The organism is Ruegeria sp. YTSC199 (genome assembly GCF_059609725.1).
Window position 1 is genome coordinate 87,556 of the sequence record NZ_JBXWMF010000014.1, and the last position, 18,241, is coordinate 105,796.

Below are 18,241 nucleotides of genomic sequence, written 5' to 3' on the forward strand. Positions count from 1 at the left end.
GGGGCAAAAAGAGCGAAACGGTTCCCGTGCTGAGACATGTGCTGAGGCATGTGTCGAGTAGAAAAACTTTTGAAACCGAGGGAAACAAGATGAAAAAAGTTCTCTTCGCATCGACCGCTCTGATCGCGACCGCAGGTGTCGCAGCGGCTGAATCCGGAATTAACTTCAGCGGTTACGGCCGTTTTGGTATCGGCTACCTGGAAGACCGTGCCGGTGCTGTTACTAACTTCAACACTGGCGTGACCACCACCACCACTGGCGGTGCCGTGAACACTGGTCAAACCACCACCGGAACTGCAGTCGTTGACACCGACGATGCAATCCTGGTCTCGCGCTTCCGTCTGAACATCGACGGTTTCACCGAAACCGACGGTGGCGTTCGCTTTGAAGCTCGTGTTCGTATGCAAGCCGACGAAAACGCGGCCAACGGCGAAGCCAACAACGCTCGTCTGAACGGCGCACGTTTCTCGGTTATCTACGGCGGTCTGCGTGTTGACGCCGGCAACGTCGCTGGTTCGTTCGACAACCTCGCAAACTACTACGGTAACGAAGTTGGTCTGGAACTGTTCGCAGGTCAGTACTCGGGCGTTGATTACAGCTTCCTGAGCTACGTTTCGGGCGACAACCCGGGTTCGAACGCTGTGTTCTTCCAGTACGCAGTTGGCGACTTCGCCTTTGGCGCATCGTACGACCAGCAGACTGTGGCCATTAACGGCAACGCGCAAGACGCTGACCGTTGGGACGTAAGCGCAACTTACACCTTCAACAACATCACAGCTGCCGTGGCCTATGGTCAAACCGATCTGCCGGGCGGTGGTAGCGATCCGAGCCTGACCGTTCTGACCCTGGGTGGCGAATGGGGTGATTTCAACGGTACCCTGTTTGTTGCAGACGACGCGACAGAAGTTGACGCAACTGACGGCACCGCATGGGGTCTGTCGGCTGCTTACAACCTGGGCGCCGCAACCACCCTGCTGTTCACCTACGGTGACGGTAATGCCGACGCTGACACGCAAGAAGTCGCAATCGGTGCCATCTACGACCTGGGCGGCGGTGCATCGCTGCGCGGTGGTATCGGCGTCAACGACTGCGACGTTTGCGACGACAGCCGCATCCAAGCTGACTTCGGTGCACAGTTCAACTTCTAAGTTGATCTGAAACCGGAAGGTTTTAGGGCAGGTCTTCGGGCCTGCCCTTTTCTTTTGTGCCGACATGGTGTTTTCCTGCGCGGAAAGCAGATTGAGGAAACCAATGTCGCTGCAAGATATCACTGTCCGAATCGCTAAAGCCGAATCTGCCGCAGGGCGGGCCGCGGGATCCGTTAAACTGATCGCGGTGTCCAAGGTGCAACCGGACGCGCGTGTGCAGGCTGTTCTGGATCAGGGACACCGGTGCTTCGGTGAAAACCGGGTGCAAGAGGCGGCAGGCAAATGGCCGGGCTTCACCGCGCGATACCCGGATGTGGATCTGCACCTAATCGGACCGCTGCAAACCAACAAGGCCCGGCAGGCGATGGAGTTGTTCAGCACCATCCATTCCGTCGATCGGCCCAAGCTGGCCAAGACACTGGCCCGGCTGGCGCAGGAGGTCGGTTCCTGCCCGGAGCTGCTCATTCAGGTCAATACCGGGGAAGAGGAGCAAAAGGCCGGTATCCTACCTGCCGACGCGGACGCCTTTATCGCCGAATGCCGGGAACTGGATCTGCCAATTCAGGGGTTGATGTGCATTCCACCGGTTGACGAGGAACCGTCGCTGCATTTTGCCCTGCTGGCAAAGATTGCCGAGCGCAACGGTCTTCAGGGCCTGTCGATGGGTATGAGCGGAGATTTCGAACAGGCCATCGCACTTGGCGCGACGCATGTGCGCGTGGGGTCCGCCATCTTCGGTGAGCGGATCAAGCCGGAGGGATAATCAGCCGCGCACCCAGCGAGACCTTGCCAGCGATCCAATGCAGGTGGTCGCGGCGGAATGCAACGCAGCCCTCGGTCGGATAACCGGGGCGGCGCCACTGGTGAATAAAGATTGCCGATCCGTGGCCGGGCACGGCATTGGGCCAGTTCCAGTCGGTGATCAGCACCAGATCATACAGGGGATCGGCGCGGCGCAGTTTTTCATGGCTGAAGGTATAGGGTGCGGTGACGAGGTTGTTATAGTGATGATCCCGCACGTCATCCGACCACAGGTCCCGCGGACCGATGGGGATCGCCCACTCAGATGGTTTTGCAATCCGGTCCGGCCGGTACAGCACCCCGACGATGTGATGCGTACCCATCGGTGTCGCACCGTCCCCTTCGCGTTTTGAACTTGCCAAGCCGCCTTTGCCAATCGAACAAGGAAAGACCCGACCGGCAAACCTAACGCCGCGCGGGGTCAGTACCAGATCGTCAGGCGTCAAAGCAGGTGCCCTGACTTGGCCGCCTTGGTCGCCAGGTACCCGCGGTTATGGGCCGTTTCACCAACCTTCAGGGGCACGCGTTCGTTTACAGCGATCCCGGTTTTCTCCATCATGGCGATTTTCGCAGGATTGTTGGTCAGCAGCCGAACCGAGTTGAATCCCAGTGATTTCAGGATATCCGAGCCCAGGCGAAAATCACGCTCATCGTCTTCGAAACCCAGTCGGTGATTGGCCTCGACAGTGTCAAAGCCTTGGTCCTGCAGAAAATAGGCGCGCATCTTGTTGGCCAGACCTATCCCTCGACCCTCTTGGTTGAGGTACAGCAGCACCCCGGCCCCTTCCGAGCCCATCTGCGCCAGTGCGCCCCGCAACTGAGGCCCACAATCGCATTTCAGGCTGCCCATCAGGTCACCAGTGAAACAGGCAGAATGCAGCCGCGCGAGAACCGGCTTGCCGCGATCAGGGCGACCTATTTCGACGGCGTAATGCTCTTCACCACCGTCCTCGGGACGAAACACATGCAACCGTCCGGCCTCGGAGACTTCCATCGGCAGGCGCGCCGCGACCACCTCATGCAGGGCGCTGCGATCCGCCAGATGCGGCGCGGCGCGAGTGTGGTCGATGCATGTCAGGCCATGCGTCGCGGCAAAGTTGCGCCCATTCTCGATGGGAAGAACAACCGCCGCAGGCAGCAGGCGTGCGGATTTGGTCAGGGCGATGGCGATGCGGTGCAGGTTGGCGTTTCCCTGACGCTCGGTCATCAGGGGGCCTTTCATTGGTGCGTTCAGATCGTCCGATGGATCGGCCACGGCCTGAACCCAGCTGATATCCGCATCTGCCGGGATGATCACCCGGGCCAGATCACCGTCATAGGCCCGCGCCTTTAGCGTCTCGGCCCGGCGCACGGTGACGGCGACCGCAGGTTCGCCGCCAAGGCCGCGCAGATCAGCAAGCCGCTGGGCGCTCAGTGTCTCGGTGGCAACGGCCAGTACGCTGAAACCGCTGTCATCGGTCAGGGCAACTGGAACGCCCATACGCAGATCCGCGCGGGCCCGCGCCAGCAATTCTGAAATATCCGGGACAAGACTCATCTGTGTTACCCTGTAACCATCCGGCCTTCCTGTAGCCTGATAAGACGGAAATGTGAAACATTTCCTCCGCGTCAGACACGAGGGCGTGAAACCATTGCAGCAAACCTTGTTGATTGCATCTTCTGCGCGCAAGTGGTGGAAAAGGCTTAGGAGGACCGCACATGGCTCAGCTCAAGAAAATCCTGCTGGTGGATGACGACGAAGACCTGCGCGAGGCGCTTAGTGAGCAACTTGTGATGACCGAGGACTTCGACGTGTTCGAAGCTCATGACGGGGCGTCCGCGATGGAGCGTGCGCGCGAAGCGATTTATGATCTGGTCATTCTGGATGTCGGCCTGCCGGATACTGACGGGCGTGAATTGTGCCGCCTGATGCGCAAGCAAGGTGTCAAAAGCCCGATCCTGATGCTGACCGGCCATGACAGCGACGCCGATACTATTCTGGGTCTTGATGCGGGCGCCAACGACTATGTTTCCAAACCGTTCAAGTTCCCGGTCCTGCTGGCCCGTATCCGGGCGCAGTTGCGCCAGCATGAACAGTCCGAGGATGCGGTGTTTGTTCTGGGTCCCTACACGTTCAAGCCTGCGATGAAGATGCTGATAACCGAAGACGATCGCAAAATCCGGCTGACCGAGAAAGAAACCAACATTCTCAAGTTTCTGTACCGCTCGACCGATGGCGTCGTTGCCCGAGACGTGCTGTTGCACGAGGTCTGGGGCTATAACGCCGGTGTCACCACCCACACACTTGAAACGCATATCTATCGCCTGCGCCAGAAGATTGAGCCCGATCCGTCCAATGCGCGCCTTTTGGTCACAGAATCGGGTGGATATAGGCTCGTCTCTTAACTGGTTGTGGATTGACGTGGATCAAAGTGATACTCTGGATGTGTGATTAGATTGCTCCCAACCCGCGCATGTCCGGGTTATGACATGCACCTCCCTGTTGGACTGCCGGGCCTGATGGCCCGGCTTTTTTTCTTTAAATTGATTGAAGAGAAAGCAAATCTGCCACCTCGGGGAATAGGTTAACTGGTTCCATCTTTCTCCAGGATAGTGCCGTAGGTCATGCCACTGCGGAGGCTGCGGAAATCAGCATAGATTTTGCCATCTTCAAAGGTGGCATCAATCAGACCGTTCACTTTGCGGTCTTCGCCAGTGCGACTTTCGACCATGGCAATCGTACCCGAGCCATCGCGGCTGATTGTTCCGGTCACCTGACCTTCGTTCCAACGATCCGAGCCGATGCGGCTCCATTTGCTGGTACCCCAGAATGCATTGTCCTGTTGTTCTTTTATCTCCAGAACCCATTCGGACTGGTTGAAACGCGGTGCCCCGTCGCTGTGTTCGTTGGGCAGGGCGGCAACTGTGTGGGTGCCATTCCAGATCCCGCGCAGGTCGGGTGCGTTTTCGGCGGCGGCAAGGGTGGCAAAAGCAAAGGTGCTGGCCAGAGCGGCGGCGCCAAGTGTCTTAAATTTGGTCATGATCTCCTCCATTTTCTTTCCATAGATGTTGGGGGCGGAGACTTCGATTTCTATGCTGGCGTTGATACATAAAGGCAATTTCATCTACGCTTCATGTAGGAGAAATCGCGGTCAGAGCGCTCGCCGCGGTGTCGATTTCAAAACACAATTGTCTCTGTCATTTCCCATGGTGCCGGGCGAAACGTCACGCTAGTCTGCGCCAACCGCGACAGAGGAATCCCCCATGCCCTTTACCCTTGCCACCTGGAACATCAACTCGGTCCGCCTGCGTGAGCCCATCGTGCTGAAACTTCTTCAGGAAGAGGCGCCGGATGTTCTGTGTCTGCAGGAATGCAAATCTCCGGTCGAAAAGATTCCGACTGAAGGGTTCGCCGAGCTGGGCTACACCCACATGATTGCCCGTGGGCAAAAGGGTTATAACGGCGTCGCCATCCTGTCGCGTCTGCCGATGGAAGAGGTGGGCGACAAGGACTTCGCTGGTCTCGGCCATGCACGCCATATCGCCGGGCGATTGGAGAACGGTGTCACCATCCACAACTTCTACGTCCCCGCAGGCGGTGATGTTCCGGATCGTGAGGTGAATGAGAAATTCGGGCAAAAGCTCGATTACCTGACCGATATGCGCGACTGGTTTCATGCGGAAAAGCCGGAAAAATCCATTCTGGTCGGTGACCTGAACATTGCCCCGCGTGAGGATGACGTCTGGTCGCACAAACAACTGCTTAAGGTCGTCTCGCACACACCAATCGAGGTTGAGGCGCTGGCAGAAACGCAGGATGCGGGCGGCTGGGTGGATATCACCCGGCAGGACATCCCCGAGGGGCAGCTTTATAGCTGGTGGTCTTATCGCGCCCGCGATTGGGATGCAGCGGACAAGGGGCGGCGGCTGGATCATGTCTGGGCCACGCCCGATATCTCGAACGCGGGTAATTCCAGCCGTATCCTGCGTGACGCGCGTGGGTGGGAGAAACCCAGCGACCACGCCCCTGTTTTTGCCAGTTTCGACCTGTAATTGCGTAACTCGGCCCTTGGTTTCTGCAACAAGCGGTTGCATATAGGGCGCGAGTTCGAACCGGAGAGTGAATGCCATGGACCTTCTGAACGCTGCTGCCAGCCCCGAGGCAACTGATCTGATCAAGGACGGAACCGAGGCCACGTTCATGGCCGATGTGGTCGAAACCTCTCAGGTGACTCCGGTCATCGTCGATTTTTGGGCGCCTTGGTGTGGCCCCTGCAAGACGCTCGGGCCATTGCTGGAAGAGGCAGTGACCGCCGCTAAGGGTGCGGTGAAGATGGTCAAGATCAACGTGGACGAGGCGCAGACGATCGCCGCGCAACTGCGCATCCAGTCGATCCCGACCGTGTACGCGTTCTTCAAGGGCCAGCCCGTTGATGGGTTTCAGGGTGCTGTGCCGGGGTCCGAGATCAAGGCGTTTGTCGACCGTGTGATCGAGGCCGCGGGCGGTGAAAGCCCCGGCGGGCAACTGGACGACGCCATTCAGGCCGCTGAAGAAATGCTGTCAGAAGGCGCGGCCACTGACGCGGCTCAGACTTTTGCTGCCATTTTGGGCGAAGATCCGAACAATGCCACAGCCTATGGCGGGCTGGCGCGCGCGCATATCGCGACCGGTGATCTGGAACAGGCCGAGGCAATCCTGAACGGTGCACCAGCCGAGATATCCAACTCGGTCGAGTTGGAAGCCGCCCACGCGCAATTGGAGCTGGCCAAGCAGGCCGCGGATGCCGGCCCCGTGGCCGAACTGACTGCAGCGGTTGAGGCGGAACCTGACAACCATCAGGCACGGTTCGATCTGGCGCAAGCGCTGCACGCCAATGGCGATGTGGAAGAAGCCGTTGGGCAGCTGTTGGAACTGTTCCGCCGCGACCGCGAATGGAATGACGGCGCCGCCAAGGCGCAGCTGTTTACCATCTTCGACGCGCTCAAGCCCAATGATCCGATTGTCCTGAACGGTCGCCGTAAACTCAGTTCGATGATATTTGCCTAATTCGGGATCAGGGCTACACTCGGATACATGATGCATCCCGCTGATCTGCCGGAAACGGTATCCGTTTTTCCATTGCCCGGGGCGCTGTTGCTGCCCCGTTCGCGCCTGCCGCTGCATATATTCGAGCCGCGCTATCTGCAAATGCTGGACGATGCCCTGAAAACGCAGGAACGACTGATTGGCATGGTGCAGCCGAACCCCTGTCAGAGCGATGAAGACAAACTGCACAAGATCGGCTGCGCCGGGCGGGTGACGCAGTTTTCAGAAACCGAAGATGGCCGTTATCTGATCACGCTGACCGGTATTTCCCGGTTTCGCATCACGTCGGAGTTGGACGCCTTTACGCCCTATCGGCGCTGCGCCGTGTCATGGGGCGGGTTTGACCGCGATCTGGGCAAGGCCGAGCTGGACAAAAGCTTCGATCGATCGCAGTTTCTGTACCTGCTGGAACGCTTCTTTGCCTCACGTCAGCTGTCGACGGACTGGGATACGTTGAAAGACGCTGATGATGAGCTGCTGGTAAATTCATTGTCGATGCTGCTGGATTTCGACCCCGAAGAGAAACAGGCGTTGCTTGAGGCCCCGTGCCTGCGCACCCGACGCGAGACTTTGGTGACATTGATAGAATTCGCCATGCGCGGCGGAACGAATGAGGAAAAACTGCAATGACCGATCCCGAACACCCCTTTGACCGCCACATGCTTGAGGCGCTGATCTGCCCGCAGACCCATACCACGCTGCAATATGACGCTGAAAAGCAAGAGCTGATCTCGAAGGCGGCGGGTCTGGCCTTTCCGATCCGCAATGGTATCCCGGTGATGTTGGTCGACGAGGCGCGTACGCTCGACTAAATTGAGCGGCCTTGCAGCAGTTTCGGCAGGTCACCGGTCAGCCCGGCGGCCTCACGCACGAAGCCGCGACGCAATCCGGGCAGGGAGCCGACGATCCCCATCCCGATATCTCGCCCAACACGCAGCAGTGGGTTGTCGTTGGAAAACAACTTGTTGAATGCATCCGTCGCCATTGCCAGCGCGGCCGTGTCGAAGCGGCGCCATTCCTGATAGCGTTCCAGAACTAGGACCGAGCCGATATCCTCACCGCGCCGCCCGGCCAGCGTCAGCACCTCGGCCAGCGCGCCTACGTCGCGGAGCCCGGCGTTCAGGCCCTGACCGGCGATAGGATGCATGCCGTGTGCCGCGTCTCCGACCAGAGCCAAGCGGTCACCGATGAATGAATTGGCGATGGTCAGGTTGAGCGGGTAGGTGAACCTGTCTCCCTGCAGGCGGATATCTCCTAGAAAATCTCCGAACCGTGGGCGCAGAACCTGCAGGTATTCGGCCTCGGGCAGGGCGTCGATGCGCTGTGCGGTATCAGTCCGTTCGCTCCAGACGATCGAGCTGCGGTTGCCGGTCAACGGCAGGATGGCCAGCGGGCCGGGGGGCATAAAGAACTGGTGTGCGATACCGTGATGGGGCAGGTCATGTTCGATGGCGCAGACCAGTGCGGTCTGTCCGTAATCCCACCCGCTGCGCTTTATGCCGGCGCGCGCGGCGGTACCGCTACGGCGCCCGTCGCAACCGACCAGCAGGCAGCCCGTAACAGTGCTGTCATCGTCCAGCGTCAGGGTTACGCCGTTCGCGTCGACCTCTTGCGCCATGACCGTCCGGCCGCTGATCTGGGTGATGCCCTTTTCCTTGGTCATTGCGTCCAGAAAGGCTCGGCGCAGGTGGCGATCTTCGACCATGTAACCCATCGGACCTTCTTCGATCTCGGCATGGTCGAAATGCATGAAAAATGGTGACGGTCCTGTGCCCGCGTGCCCGTCGGTGACCTTGATCTCCAACATCGGCTGGGCGTGTTCGGCCACGTGATCCCACACCCCGATCGTGTCCAACAGGCGTTTAGACGCCAGCGCCAGCGCATAGGCGCGCCCGTCAAAGGCTGCATTCTTGCGCACCTTCTCGGCCAGTGCGTCAATTACGGTGACGGAATGGCCCGTCTGCGCCAGAGCCAGTGCTAGGGCCGGGCCATTGAGGCCGCCGCCAACGATCAGGATATCGGTCTTCTGTTCCATGCCCCGCAATATGCGCGGCCTTTCGGGATTGTCCATGTGCGGTCCTGTCGCTACCGTCCGATGAGCAGGATTTTTCAAAGGGGGGCTGGGATGCAGGACTGGCTAACCATGACGGCGTGTGATCTGGGCCGGGGCATCGGCATGGGGCGGATCGATCCGGTTGAGCTGACTGAAACCTATCTGTCTGCCATCGACGCGCATCATCACCGCGAGCGGATCTATGCCCGCGTTACCCACGAACGCGCCCGCGCCGAGGCCAAGGCCGCGCAAGAGCGCGCCAAGCTGGGCTTGCGCCTGTCGCTGCTGGATGGGGTGCCGATCAGTTGGAAAGACCTGTTCGATACTGCCGGGACCGGGACCGAGGCCGGAACGGCGCTGTTGAAAGGCCGCGTGCCCGAAGCGGACGCCGTCGTCGTGCGCAACGCCACTGCGTTGGGTGCCGTTTGCCTGGGCAAAACCCATATGAGTGAGTTAGCCTTTTCCGGGCTGGGCCTGAACCCGGTCACAGGAACCCCGCCGTGTATTGATGATGAAGACGCTGTGCCCGGCGGCTCATCCTCGGGGGCGGCAGCGTCGGTGGCCTGGGGTTTGGCGGCCGGTGGAATCGGTTCGGATACGGGCGGCTCGGTGCGCATTCCGGCGGCTTGGAACAATCTGGTGGGGCTGAAAACCACTGCCGGGCGGGTCAGTCTGGAAGGGGTGGTGCCCTTGTGCCTGCGCTTCGATACCGCTGGCCCGCTGGCCCGGTCGGTCGAGGATGCGGCACATCTGCTGGCCTTGCTGGAAGGCAGTTCCCCAGCTGATTTGCGTGGCGCCAGCCTGAAGGGGCGCCGATTCGCGGACCTGCAGAACGTCGCCAAAGACGATCTGCGGGACGCACCGCGCAAGGCCTTCGAGGATGCGCTGGACTGTCTGCGGGAAGCGGGGGCCGAGATTGTGCCCCTTGAAGTGCCCGAGTTGAACGAGGCGATGGGGCTATCTGGCATTCTCTATACAACCGAAGCCTATGGCTTGTGGCGCGATGTGATCGAGGCCAACCCTGACGCGATGTACCCGGAGATTCTGGAACGCTTCCGCGCTGGAAAAAACGCCTCTGGCCCCGACTATATTGCCGCCTGGTCCAAGCTGAAGGCTAGCCGCGCCGCATGGGATGCAGCCACCGCAGGGTTTGACGCGGTTCTGGTCCCGACCGCTCCCATCCTGCCGCCGAATCTGGACCGGCTGATGACCGACCATGACTATTATGTCGCCGAAAACCTGCTGGCCCTCCGCAACACCCGGATTGGTAACCTGATGGGGTTGGCCGCGCTGACATTGCCCACTGGAACGCCCGGCTGCGGGGTGATGATGATGGGCTATCCGGGCTCGGAAGAGGTGTTGTTAAGGCTAGGATCCGCAGCCGAGGCCGCTTTGGCCTGAATGCCACAATCCCCTGATTCGGCACCTCTTTGTCTGGACGAAGCGGGGTGCGGCCTGTAATCTGCCAAAAAAACGGGGCGAAAATGATCCCGGTATTGAGGCAACAGTTATGAATTTCCCCGAGCGGTTTTCGAACCTACCGGAATACGCATTCCCGCGTCTGCGCACCCTGTTGGACCACCACCAACCGGGCGGAGAGGTGATTCACATGACCATCGGTGCGCCGATGCATGACTTTCCGGCGTGGGTGACGGATGTGATCACCGAAAACGCAGCAGGTTTTCAGGGCTATCCGCCGAATGAAGGCTCGCCCGAGCTGCGGGGTGCGATCACTGACTGGATCAGCCGCCGTTATGGCGTGCAGATGGGTCCGGACACCAACGTGATGGCCCTGAATGGTACGCGCGAGGGCCTATATAACGCTGCCATGGCGCTGTGCCCCGAGGAAAAAAACGGCCGGAAACCGGTAATCCTGTGCCCGAATCCGTTCTATCAGGTTTACATGGTCGCTTCGATCTCGGTCAGGGCCGAGCCTGTTTTTGTGCCCGCGACTGCTGCCACGGGCCATCTGCCAGACTATACGGGCCTGCCCGAGGATGTTCTGAACCGCACCGTCGCGGCTTATATCTGTTCGCCCGCCAACCCGCAGGGGGCTGTGGCCTCGCGAGACTATTGGGTTGAATTAATCCAACTGGCCGAGAAATACGATTTCCGCATTTTCGCCGACGAATGTTATTCCGAGATTTATCGCAATGAAGCCCCCACGGGCGCGCTGACTGTGGCACAGGAACTGGGTGCCGACCCCGAGCGGGTTACGTTGTTCAACTCGCTGTCAAAACGGTCGAACCTGGCCGGATTGCGGTCAGGTCTGATCGCTGGCGGCCCGGAGTCGATCAAACAGGTCAAGCAGTTGCGCAACTATGCGGGGGCACCGCTGCCGTTGCCGTTGCAGGCCGCCGCGGCCCGTGTCTGGGCGGACGAAGAGCATGTCGTCGAAAATCGCGCGCTTTATCAGGAAAAATACGCGATTGCCGATGAGGTGTTCGCGGGCCTTCAGGGCTATATGCCGCCCGAAGCCGGGTTCTTCCTGTGGCTGCCGGTCGACGACGGTGAAGAAACTGCATTGAAGCTGTGGCAGCGGACCGGCGTTCGGGTGCTGCCGGGCGCATATCTTTCTCAAGGTGATCCGGGGCAAAACCCGGGCGAGCAATTTATCCGGGTCGCTCTGGTGGCCCCAAAAACAGAGTTGCAGCAAGGGCTGATCAAGCTCCGCGACTGCATCTATTCGTGAGGTACGAGGGCAAAATGGCATCATTGAACGCGCGAAACCGCGATCCATTATTGGACAGCACGACGCAAGCCGCCATCGAGCGGCGCAGCAAGGAACTGATCGGGATCGCCCTGATTCTGTTGGGGCTGGCTGCCGCGGCGATGATCTGGTCCTACACGCCGGATGATCCGAACTGGATGGTGTCGACCGATGCGCCGGTGCAGAACTGGTTGGGTCGGATTGGGGCATCGATCGCTGCACCGTTGTTCATGATTGTCGGCTGGGGCAGCTGGAGTATCGCGCTGGTGTTGATCGGTTGGGGCGTGCGTTTCGCCGGGCATTTCGGTGAAGAACGTGCGGTCGCGCGTCTGATCTTCGCCCCGATCTGGATTGCCATTGTTTCGGTTTACGCGGCAACGCTGGTACCGGGTGAGGCCTGGCGCGCGACCCACAGTTTTGGTCTGGGTGGCCTGTTTGGTGATACCGTAATGGGGGCGTTGCTGACTTTGCTGCCGATCTCCTCGCATTTCATGGTCAAGCTGATGTCGCTGGCGATGGCCGCCGGGATGCTGGCGTTGGGTGTTTTTGTTCTGGGTTTCACCAAGGCCGATGTACGCAAAGGATTCCGCGCCTTCTTGATGGGTTTAGTTATGTCTTACGACATGCTGATGAACCTGCTGGGCCGTGGGGCGACGGCCACTGCGCAAGCCGCCCGTGATCGTCGCGCCCAGTGGGAGGAGCGTAAGTTTGCGCGTGCCGAGGCTGCCGAAGCCGTGTTTGAGGATGATTTTGTCGATGCCGGCCCGATCTTCGAAGAGCCGGAATTTGACGAGCCCGAACCCGCAAAAATCGGCCTGCTGGCGCGGATGCCCAGCCTGATCCGCCGCCCTGATCCGATGCCCGAACCTGAACTGGTCGATCCCGAGCCCGTTATGGGCTTTGACGAGATGCCGGGCGAGGATCGTATTCGCTCGAAAATCTCCGCCGCTGTGCGTAACCGCAAGGTCGCTGCTGGCGAGATGGCGCCCGAGCATGATCCGAACCTGCCGCTGACCAAGGGGCGGGGCCGTGGTCCGGACCCGTTGATCCTGAACTCAAGAGGTGGGGAAGACTTGCCACCTGAACCGCCGATAACGTCGGCTGGTCTGCCTCCCGAGCCGATGTTGACAGCGGACTCCGCGCCCGAATGGCAGCAGGAACCGCTGCATGAGGACTTCGCGCACGAGCCGGATTTTGATGACGAGGCCGTGTTCGAAGACGCTCCCGAACCCGCACCGCAGCCGCGTCCGGCGATGAAAATTCCGGTAGCTGAGCCGCGCAAACCGGTGGTGGCGCAACCCGTCCGCCGTACTCCGTCGCCCTCGCGCCGCGCACAGGCCGAGGCACAGCCTGCGCTGTCTTTTGAGGACAGGCATTCCGATTTCGAGCTTCCGCCGTTGGGTCTTTTGTCAAATCCGGCCAGCATTCAGCGCCATCACCTGAGCGATGAGGCGTTGGAAGAAAACGCGCGGATGCTGGAAAACGTTCTGGATGATTACGGCGTCAAGGGTGAGATCGTCAGCGTGCGCCCCGGCCCAGTCGTTACCATGTATGAACTGGAACCGGCCCCGGGCCTGAAAGCCAGCCGTGTGATCGGTCTGGCCGACGATATCGCCCGGTCGATGTCTGCCCTGTCAGCGCGGGTTTCGACCCTGCCCGGGCGGTCCGTGATTGGTATCGAATTGCCGAATGAGAACCGTGAGATGGTGGTTCTGCGCGAGATCCTAGCCAGCCGTGACTTTGGCGACGGAAACCACGCGCTGCCTCTGGCGTTGGGTAAGGATATCGGCGGTGAATCCGTCGTGGCGAACCTGGCTAAGATGCCCCACCTGCTGATCGCTGGGACCACCGGTTCCGGTAAGTCGGTGGCGATCAACACGATGATCCTGTCGCTTCTGTACAAGCTGACACCGGACGAATGCCGCCTGATCATGATCGACCCGAAGATGTTGGAATTGTCTGTCTATGATGGCATCCCGCATCTGCTGTCGCCCGTTGTGACCGACCCGAAAAAGGCGGTTGTGGCCCTGAAATGGGTCGTGGGCGAGATGGAGGACCGCTATCGCAAGATGTCCAAGATGGGCGTCCGCAATATCGCCGGCTACAACGGCCGCGTTAAGGATGCGCTCGCCAAGAGTGAGATGTTCAGCCGCACGGTCCAGACCGGATTTGACGATGAAACCGGCGAACCCGTGTTCGAAACCGAGGAATTCGCACCCGAGGCGATGCCCTACATCGTTGTCATCGTCGACGAAATGGCCGACTTGATGATGGTCGCGGGCAAAGAGATCGAGGCCTGTATTCAGCGTCTGGCGCAGATGGCGCGGGCGTCGGGTATTCACCTGATCATGGCGACGCAGCGTCCATCGGTCGACGTGATCACTGGTACGATCAAGGCGAACTTCCCGACGCGGATCTCGTTCCAGGTGACCTCGAAAGTCGACAGTCGCACAATTCTGGGCGAGATGGGCGCCGAGCAACTGCTTGGGCAGGGCGACATGCTATATATGGCCGGCGGCGCCAAGATCACCCGTTGCCACGGGCCGTTTGTGTCGGATGAAGAGGTTGAAGAAATCGTCAACCACCTGAAACAGTTCGGCCCGCCGGACTACATGAGCGGTGTGGTCGATGGCCCGGCCGAAGAAAAGGCCGACAATATCGACGCGGTTCTGGGGCTAAACACCGGTGGCAACACCAATGGTGAGGATGCGCTCTATGATCAGGCGGTGGCGATTGTGATCAAGGATCGCAAATGCTCGACCTCATACATCCAGCGGAAACTTGCCATCGGCTACAACAAGGCCGCGCGGTTGGTTGAGCAGATGGAGGACGAAGGCGTTGTTTCGGCGGCAAATCACGTCGGTAAGCGGGAAATTCTCGTCCCCGAGCAGTAGGATATTTAATAACAAGGGCAGAGCGCATATCTGTGACGCATGAAACAGATTGCTTTTGCCCTTGCCCTGACCCTGGCCGCACCTGCCGCCTGGGCGGCCGAAAAACTGCCGCTGTCGCAGATTTCCAACTATCTGAACGGCCTGAAAACTGTTCAGACGACTTTCACTCAGGTCAACGACGATGGCTCGCTGAGCACCGGCAAGCTGTGGTTGCAGCGGCCCGGCAAGATGCGGTTCGAATATGATCCGCCTAACAGCGCGGTTGTTCTGGCCAACACGGGCACGGTGCAGATTTTTGACCCAAAATCGAACCAGCCAGCCGAGCAATACCCGCTAAAGCGCACACCGTTGTCACTGGTCCTGGCGCGCAACGTGAATCTGGGTCAGGCAAATATGGTCGTGGCTCATAATTTCGACGGCACAGCCACAGTCGTGACCGCTCAGGACCCGAAAAACCCTGAGTCCGGACGAATCGAGCTGATGTTCACAGATAATCCGATCGAGCTGCGAAAATGGGTCATTCATGACAACGCAGGCACCCAGACAACCGTGCTGCTGGGGCAACTGGACACGGGCAAAAGCCTGAGCCGCGATCTTTTCTCGAAATCGAAAAGAAGCGGGTCAGGCGATCGCTGACCCGCTAGCCCGTCAATAACGGCAACCGGACAGCTGCGCCTGGTACAGCTTGGCCCGCGCATCCACGTCATTGGCGACGTTCAGCAACCAGGTCTTGCTGTAATGGCTGCCGCGTGCGTAACCAGTATGACCCTCGTGATAAGCGAGGTATTGGTTGCGCGTGTCGCCGGGGTGAATGCCGTTCCGCTCGTAGCTTTTGTTCATGTACCAACCGATGAAATCCGACGCATCGCGGATGCGATCCCGCTTGGCACGGCGTTTCCCAGTTTCTTTTTGGTATTGCTCCCAGGTTCCGTCCAGTGCCTGGCTAAAGCCATAAGCACTGCTCTGACGGCCCATCGGGATCACGCCCAGAACGTATTGATGCGGCGTGCGGGCATCGTGCTTGTAACGACTTTCCTGATAGATCGTCGCCATCTGCACATGAACCGGGACGCCCCATCTCCGTTCGGTGCTTTTGAAGGCCTTCATGTATTCGGGCCGCTCGCGCGCAATGCTGCACGCGTCATTCAGTTTGCTGGGCGGCTGTTTAGAGCCACCCCCACAGGATGCCAGAAGCAGCACCCCGAAGAGTACGATAAGAATTCTGCTCATGTGCCTCGTGCCTTTTTCTTTTATTCTAGCGCAGATTGAACTTTTAGGGAATCACAATCGTTGCAGAACGTTAGCTCGAATTGGATGCAATGCGCCTGTGGACAGAAATATTGTGGTCATGATCCCCGTTGGCCAACACAAAGAACCGGGCCACATATTAGCGGACTGTCAGCAAGTGGTTCACAGACTGTTTCCTTTGATTTCGGATCAATGATTGGCTTTTCAGCCCGGAAACAGGTAGTAAGTTCAGTGGGGGCAGAAACAATGCTGAAGACACATGCCAAGTACCGCCTGGGTCAGGTGGTCCGTCACAAGAAACATCCCTTCCGAGGGGTGATTTTTGACGTGGATGCAGAGTTTTCGAATACCGAAGAGTGGTATCAGGCCATTCCCGAAGACAGCCGCCCAATCAAGGATCAGCCGTTTTATCACCTGTTGGCGGAAAACGACCAATCCTTCTATGTTGCTTATGTTTCAGAACAAAATCTGGTCGCGGACCAGTCCGGCGAACCGGTTGAGCATCCGGATATCCCCGACATGTTCGGTCCGTTCGAAAACGGGTCCTATCCGCTGCACTTCCATCTGAACTGAGGTTCTTTGGCCGCGCGTTCACCGGTCAATACCCGAGCGCGCAACCGTCTTTCCGTGGGTCACTTGCGCCCATCAGAACGCCATTTTCGCAGATTCGAATGGCCTGTGCTCCGCCCAGCGGCGTTTCCGAAGCTTCAACAGTGTGACCTATTTCACACAATTGTTGAGCCACGTTGGGCGAAATTCCGCGTTCAAGCTTCAATACGCCGTCGTTCGCAAAAGCACGCGGTGCGTCGATGCTGGCCTGCATGGCCAGTTCGTGGTCGGTCAGGTTTGACACGAACCGGGCGTGACCGGTGGGCTGATAGGCGCCGCCCATAACTCCGAACGGCATCACGACCCGGCCATTTTGTTTCAGAAACCCGGGAATGATAGTGTGCATAGGGCGTTTGCCGCCGCTCAACTCATTGGGGTGACCTGCTTGCAGGGTAAAGCCAGCCCCGCGGTTTTGCAGCAGAATGCCATATTTTTCGGACGCGATCCCCGAGCCGAAGCTGTGGAAGATGGAATAGATCAGCGAGACCGCCATCCTGTCCCGGTCTACCACTGTGATATAGACGGTGTCCTTGTGAATGGCTTCGGTCAGCGGGGCCGCAGCAGGCATCGCGCGCTGTGGGTCGATCAGCGCGGCCAGCCTATCGGCCACGTCCTGATCCAGAAATCGATCCGCGTGCGTTGTGTGATCGGGATCGGCTATAAACCGGTTGCGGGCGTCATAGGCCAGTTTTGAGGCTTCAGCCTCGATATGCAGGCGTTCGGCCCCGAACGGGTCGAGGCTGGCGAGGTTGAAATTCTTGAGTATGTTCAGCAGCAAAACTGCAGTGGCGCCCTGACCATTAGGCGGGTGCTCGACCAGTTCCAGCCCGTTGTACAAGCCGCTGACGGGTTGGGTTTCGGTGCAGGCAGTGGCAAGAAAATCCTCAACCGTATGGGTACCACCCCGTTGGGCCAGCGCGGCGATCATATCCTCGGCAATGTCACCGGAATAAAATGCGTCCCGCCCGTTCCGGGCAATCTGGCGCAGGACCTCAGCCTGACCGGAGGATTGGAAAACCTGCCCAATCCCGGGTGCCTTGTCATTGATCAGATAATGCGCCCGCGCCGCCCCTTGCAGGGTGGTCACCCCGGCCGCCCAGTCCAAAGCAACCCTTGGCGCAACCGGTACACCGGTCTCGGCATAGTGAATGGCGGGCTGCAGGATGACATCCAGCCCCAGCTTGCCCTCGGATTCCGCCAGATGACAGAATGCATCAACTGCGCCGGGGATGGTCACAGCGTCCGGCGTGTTTAGTGGTACCGCAGTCAATCCTTGCAGCCGCAGTTTCTCTGCATTGAATGCGGCAGGCGCACGGCCCGAACCATTCAGGGCGCGGATCTCATCCTCTCCAGCTCGGTTATAGAGGGCAAAGCAATCGCCCCCCAACCCCGTCATCTGAGGTTCGCAAATGCCCAGCAGGACAGCCCCGGCAATGGCTGCATCCATCGCGTTGCCGCCCCGTGCAAGAATATCCACGGTCACCTTCGCCGCCAGAGGGTGCGACGTGGCGCACATCCCTTCGGTCGCCAGAACTTCGGACCGGCCCGGAGTGTGAAAATCCCGCATGATGCTTTTCCCCGATTTGAACGCGCCGAAGGTATCGCGCGGTCAGTACTTGTCCAGTCAAATGAGGGAGAAGTTCCTCGGCGCCGTTCACTGGGTGGGGGCTGTGACACTTGACGCCGAGGGAAGCTATCTGAGCTACAGGTATC

General features: G+C 59.3%; 18 protein-coding genes. 12 read left to right on the plus strand and 6 right to left on the minus strand.

Annotated features, from left to right (window positions below; genetic code table 11):
- Positions 1 to 89 precede the first annotated feature (89 nt).
- Both AC2FEE_RS14635 and AC2FEE_RS14640 read left to right on the plus strand, forming a co-directional pair.
- A complete protein-coding gene (locus tag AC2FEE_RS14635; RefSeq protein ID WP_496866062.1) occupies positions 90 to 1,148 on the plus strand; it encodes a porin in 1,059 nt (352 codons plus the stop codon).
- A gap of 103 nt (positions 1,149 to 1,251) precedes the next feature.
- Complete coding sequence (locus AC2FEE_RS14640; protein ID WP_496866063.1) at positions 1,252 to 1,911, plus strand: YggS family pyridoxal phosphate-dependent enzyme; 660 nt, start codon at positions 1,252 to 1,254, stop codon at positions 1,909 to 1,911.
- On the opposite strand, the gene AC2FEE_RS14645 is transcribed toward AC2FEE_RS14640, so the two are convergent.
- The gene (locus AC2FEE_RS14645; protein WP_496866064.1) at positions 1,895 to 2,395 is read right to left on the minus strand and encodes a L,D-transpeptidase family protein; all 501 of its coding nucleotides are present in this window, start codon (positions 2,393 to 2,395) and stop codon (positions 1,895 to 1,897) included. The two genes, AC2FEE_RS14640 and AC2FEE_RS14645, sit on opposite strands and share 17 nt — an antisense overlap.
- On the minus strand, positions 2,392 to 3,486 hold the full coding sequence (ribA, locus tag AC2FEE_RS14650; protein ID WP_496866065.1) for a GTP cyclohydrolase II: 1,095 nt from the start codon (positions 3,484 to 3,486) through the stop codon (positions 2,392 to 2,394). Before ribA ends, AC2FEE_RS14645 begins: the two co-directional genes overlap by 4 nt.
- A 161-nt stretch (positions 3,487 to 3,647) precedes the next feature.
- On the opposite strand from ribA, the gene AC2FEE_RS14655 reads away from it, so the two are divergent.
- Positions 3,648 to 4,334 (plus strand): response regulator transcription factor, encoded by a 687-nt coding sequence (locus AC2FEE_RS14655; RefSeq protein WP_170328103.1) that lies wholly within the window; start codon positions 3,648 to 3,650, stop codon positions 4,332 to 4,334.
- A gap of 179 nt (positions 4,335 to 4,513) precedes the next feature.
- Here the strand turns inward: AC2FEE_RS14655 and AC2FEE_RS14660 are convergent, their stop codons facing one another.
- Positions 4,514 to 4,969, minus strand: a complete 456-nt coding sequence (locus AC2FEE_RS14660) for a hypothetical protein (protein ID WP_496866066.1) — start codon at positions 4,967 to 4,969, stop codon at positions 4,514 to 4,516.
- Positions 4,970 to 5,192: 223 nt separating this feature from the next.
- Here AC2FEE_RS14660 and AC2FEE_RS14665 point away from each other — a divergent pair, with 223 nt between their 5' ends.
- The 4 genes from AC2FEE_RS14665 to AC2FEE_RS14680 all read left to right on the plus strand — a co-directional run bounded on the left by AC2FEE_RS14665 (position 5,193) and on the right by AC2FEE_RS14680 (position 7,826).
- The gene (locus AC2FEE_RS14665; protein WP_496866067.1) at positions 5,193 to 5,981 is read left to right on the plus strand and encodes an exodeoxyribonuclease III; all 789 of its coding nucleotides are present in this window, start codon (positions 5,193 to 5,195) and stop codon (positions 5,979 to 5,981) included.
- A 76-nt stretch (positions 5,982 to 6,057) separates the two neighbouring features.
- Positions 6,058 to 6,975, plus strand: a complete 918-nt coding sequence (gene trxA / locus AC2FEE_RS14670; protein ID WP_496866068.1) for a thioredoxin — start codon at positions 6,058 to 6,060, stop codon at positions 6,973 to 6,975.
- A gap of 27 nt (positions 6,976 to 7,002) precedes the next feature.
- Positions 7,003 to 7,644 carry an LON peptidase substrate-binding domain-containing protein gene (locus AC2FEE_RS14675; protein ID WP_496866069.1) on the plus strand — a complete coding sequence of 214 codons (642 nt, stop codon included), beginning with the start codon at positions 7,003 to 7,005 and terminating at the stop codon, positions 7,642 to 7,644.
- The gene (locus AC2FEE_RS14680) at positions 7,641 to 7,826 is read left to right on the plus strand and encodes a Trm112 family protein (RefSeq protein WP_496866070.1); all 186 of its coding nucleotides are present in this window, start codon (positions 7,641 to 7,643) and stop codon (positions 7,824 to 7,826) included. Before AC2FEE_RS14675 ends, AC2FEE_RS14680 begins: the two co-directional genes overlap by 4 nt.
- Here the strand turns inward: AC2FEE_RS14680 and AC2FEE_RS14685 are convergent.
- Positions 7,823 to 9,049: an FAD-dependent monooxygenase gene (locus AC2FEE_RS14685; RefSeq protein ID WP_496866071.1), complete on the minus strand. Its 1,227-nt coding sequence runs from the start codon at positions 9,047 to 9,049 to the stop codon at positions 7,823 to 7,825. The two genes, AC2FEE_RS14680 and AC2FEE_RS14685, sit on opposite strands and share 4 nt — an antisense overlap.
- 90 nt (positions 9,050 to 9,139) lie before the next feature.
- On the opposite strand from AC2FEE_RS14685, the gene AC2FEE_RS14690 reads away from it, so the two are divergent.
- The 4 genes from AC2FEE_RS14690 (at position 9,140) to AC2FEE_RS14705 (ending at position 15,307) form a co-directional block, all read left to right on the plus strand.
- Positions 9,140 to 10,468, plus strand: coding sequence for an amidase (locus tag AC2FEE_RS14690; protein WP_496866072.1), 1,329 nt, complete (start codon positions 9,140 to 9,142; stop codon positions 10,466 to 10,468).
- 109 nt (positions 10,469 to 10,577) lie between these two features.
- Positions 10,578 to 11,759, plus strand: coding sequence for an aminotransferase class I/II-fold pyridoxal phosphate-dependent enzyme (locus AC2FEE_RS14695; protein WP_496866073.1), 1,182 nt, complete (start codon positions 10,578 to 10,580; stop codon positions 11,757 to 11,759).
- A gap of 14 nt (positions 11,760 to 11,773) precedes the next feature.
- Positions 11,774 to 14,671 (plus strand): DNA translocase FtsK, encoded by a 2,898-nt coding sequence (locus AC2FEE_RS14700; RefSeq protein WP_496866074.1) that lies wholly within the window; start codon positions 11,774 to 11,776, stop codon positions 14,669 to 14,671.
- Between the two features lie 39 nt (positions 14,672 to 14,710).
- Positions 14,711 to 15,307: a LolA family protein gene (locus AC2FEE_RS14705; protein ID WP_496866075.1), complete on the plus strand. Its 597-nt coding sequence runs from the start codon at positions 14,711 to 14,713 to the stop codon at positions 15,305 to 15,307.
- 12 nt (positions 15,308 to 15,319) lie between these two features.
- Here AC2FEE_RS14705 and AC2FEE_RS14710 read toward each other — a convergent pair whose 3' ends face one another.
- The gene (locus AC2FEE_RS14710; RefSeq protein ID WP_496866076.1) at positions 15,320 to 15,901 is read right to left on the minus strand and encodes a transglycosylase SLT domain-containing protein; all 582 of its coding nucleotides are present in this window, start codon (positions 15,899 to 15,901) and stop codon (positions 15,320 to 15,322) included.
- Positions 15,902 to 16,165: 264 nt separating this feature from the next.
- Here AC2FEE_RS14710 and hspQ point away from each other — a divergent pair, with 264 nt between their 5' ends.
- Positions 16,166 to 16,492: a heat shock protein HspQ gene (hspQ, locus tag AC2FEE_RS14715; protein ID WP_170328114.1), complete on the plus strand. Its 327-nt coding sequence runs from the start codon at positions 16,166 to 16,168 to the stop codon at positions 16,490 to 16,492.
- Positions 16,493 to 16,517: 25 nt separating this feature from the next.
- Here the strand turns inward: hspQ and AC2FEE_RS14720 are convergent, their stop codons facing one another.
- Positions 16,518 to 18,095, minus strand: a complete 1,578-nt coding sequence (locus AC2FEE_RS14720; RefSeq protein WP_496866077.1) for a gamma-glutamyltransferase family protein — start codon at positions 18,093 to 18,095, stop codon at positions 16,518 to 16,520.
- Positions 18,096 to 18,241: the final 146 nt, after the last annotated feature.

Excerpts from the sequence above, each read along its gene's own strand:
- AC2FEE_RS14635 (WP_496866062.1), top strand. The coding sequence starts at position 90 with ATGAAAAAAGTTCTCTTCGCATCGACCGCTCTGATCGCGACCGCAGGT.
- AC2FEE_RS14640 (WP_496866063.1), top strand. The coding sequence starts at position 1,252 with ATGTCGCTGCAAGATATCACTGTCCGAATCGCTAAAGCCGAATCTGCC.
- ribA (WP_496866065.1), bottom strand. The coding sequence starts at position 3,486 with ATGAGTCTTGTCCCGGATATTTCAGAATTGCTGGCGCGGGCCCGCGCG.
- AC2FEE_RS14655 (WP_170328103.1), top strand. The coding sequence starts at position 3,648 with ATGGCTCAGCTCAAGAAAATCCTGCTGGTGGATGACGACGAAGACCTG.
- AC2FEE_RS14660 (WP_496866066.1), bottom strand. The coding sequence starts at position 4,969 with ATGACCAAATTTAAGACACTTGGCGCCGCCGCTCTGGCCAGCACCTTT.
- AC2FEE_RS14665 (WP_496866067.1), top strand. The coding sequence starts at position 5,193 with ATGCCCTTTACCCTTGCCACCTGGAACATCAACTCGGTCCGCCTGCGT.
- trxA (WP_496866068.1), top strand. The coding sequence starts at position 6,058 with ATGGACCTTCTGAACGCTGCTGCCAGCCCCGAGGCAACTGATCTGATC.
- AC2FEE_RS14675 (WP_496866069.1), top strand. The coding sequence starts at position 7,003 with ATGATGCATCCCGCTGATCTGCCGGAAACGGTATCCGTTTTTCCATTG.
- AC2FEE_RS14680 (WP_496866070.1), top strand. The coding sequence starts at position 7,641 with ATGACCGATCCCGAACACCCCTTTGACCGCCACATGCTTGAGGCGCTG.
- AC2FEE_RS14685 (WP_496866071.1), bottom strand. The coding sequence starts at position 9,049 with ATGGAACAGAAGACCGATATCCTGATCGTTGGCGGCGGCCTCAATGGC.
- AC2FEE_RS14690 (WP_496866072.1), top strand. The coding sequence starts at position 9,140 with ATGCAGGACTGGCTAACCATGACGGCGTGTGATCTGGGCCGGGGCATC.
- AC2FEE_RS14695 (WP_496866073.1), top strand. The coding sequence starts at position 10,578 with ATGAATTTCCCCGAGCGGTTTTCGAACCTACCGGAATACGCATTCCCG.
- AC2FEE_RS14700 (WP_496866074.1), top strand. The coding sequence starts at position 11,774 with ATGGCATCATTGAACGCGCGAAACCGCGATCCATTATTGGACAGCACG.
- AC2FEE_RS14705 (WP_496866075.1), top strand. The coding sequence starts at position 14,711 with ATGAAACAGATTGCTTTTGCCCTTGCCCTGACCCTGGCCGCACCTGCC.
- AC2FEE_RS14710 (WP_496866076.1), bottom strand. The coding sequence starts at position 15,901 with ATGAGCAGAATTCTTATCGTACTCTTCGGGGTGCTGCTTCTGGCATCC.
- hspQ (WP_170328114.1), top strand. The coding sequence starts at position 16,166 with ATGCTGAAGACACATGCCAAGTACCGCCTGGGTCAGGTGGTCCGTCAC.
- AC2FEE_RS14720 (WP_496866077.1), bottom strand. The coding sequence starts at position 18,095 with ATGCGGGATTTTCACACTCCGGGCCGGTCCGAAGTTCTGGCGACCGAA.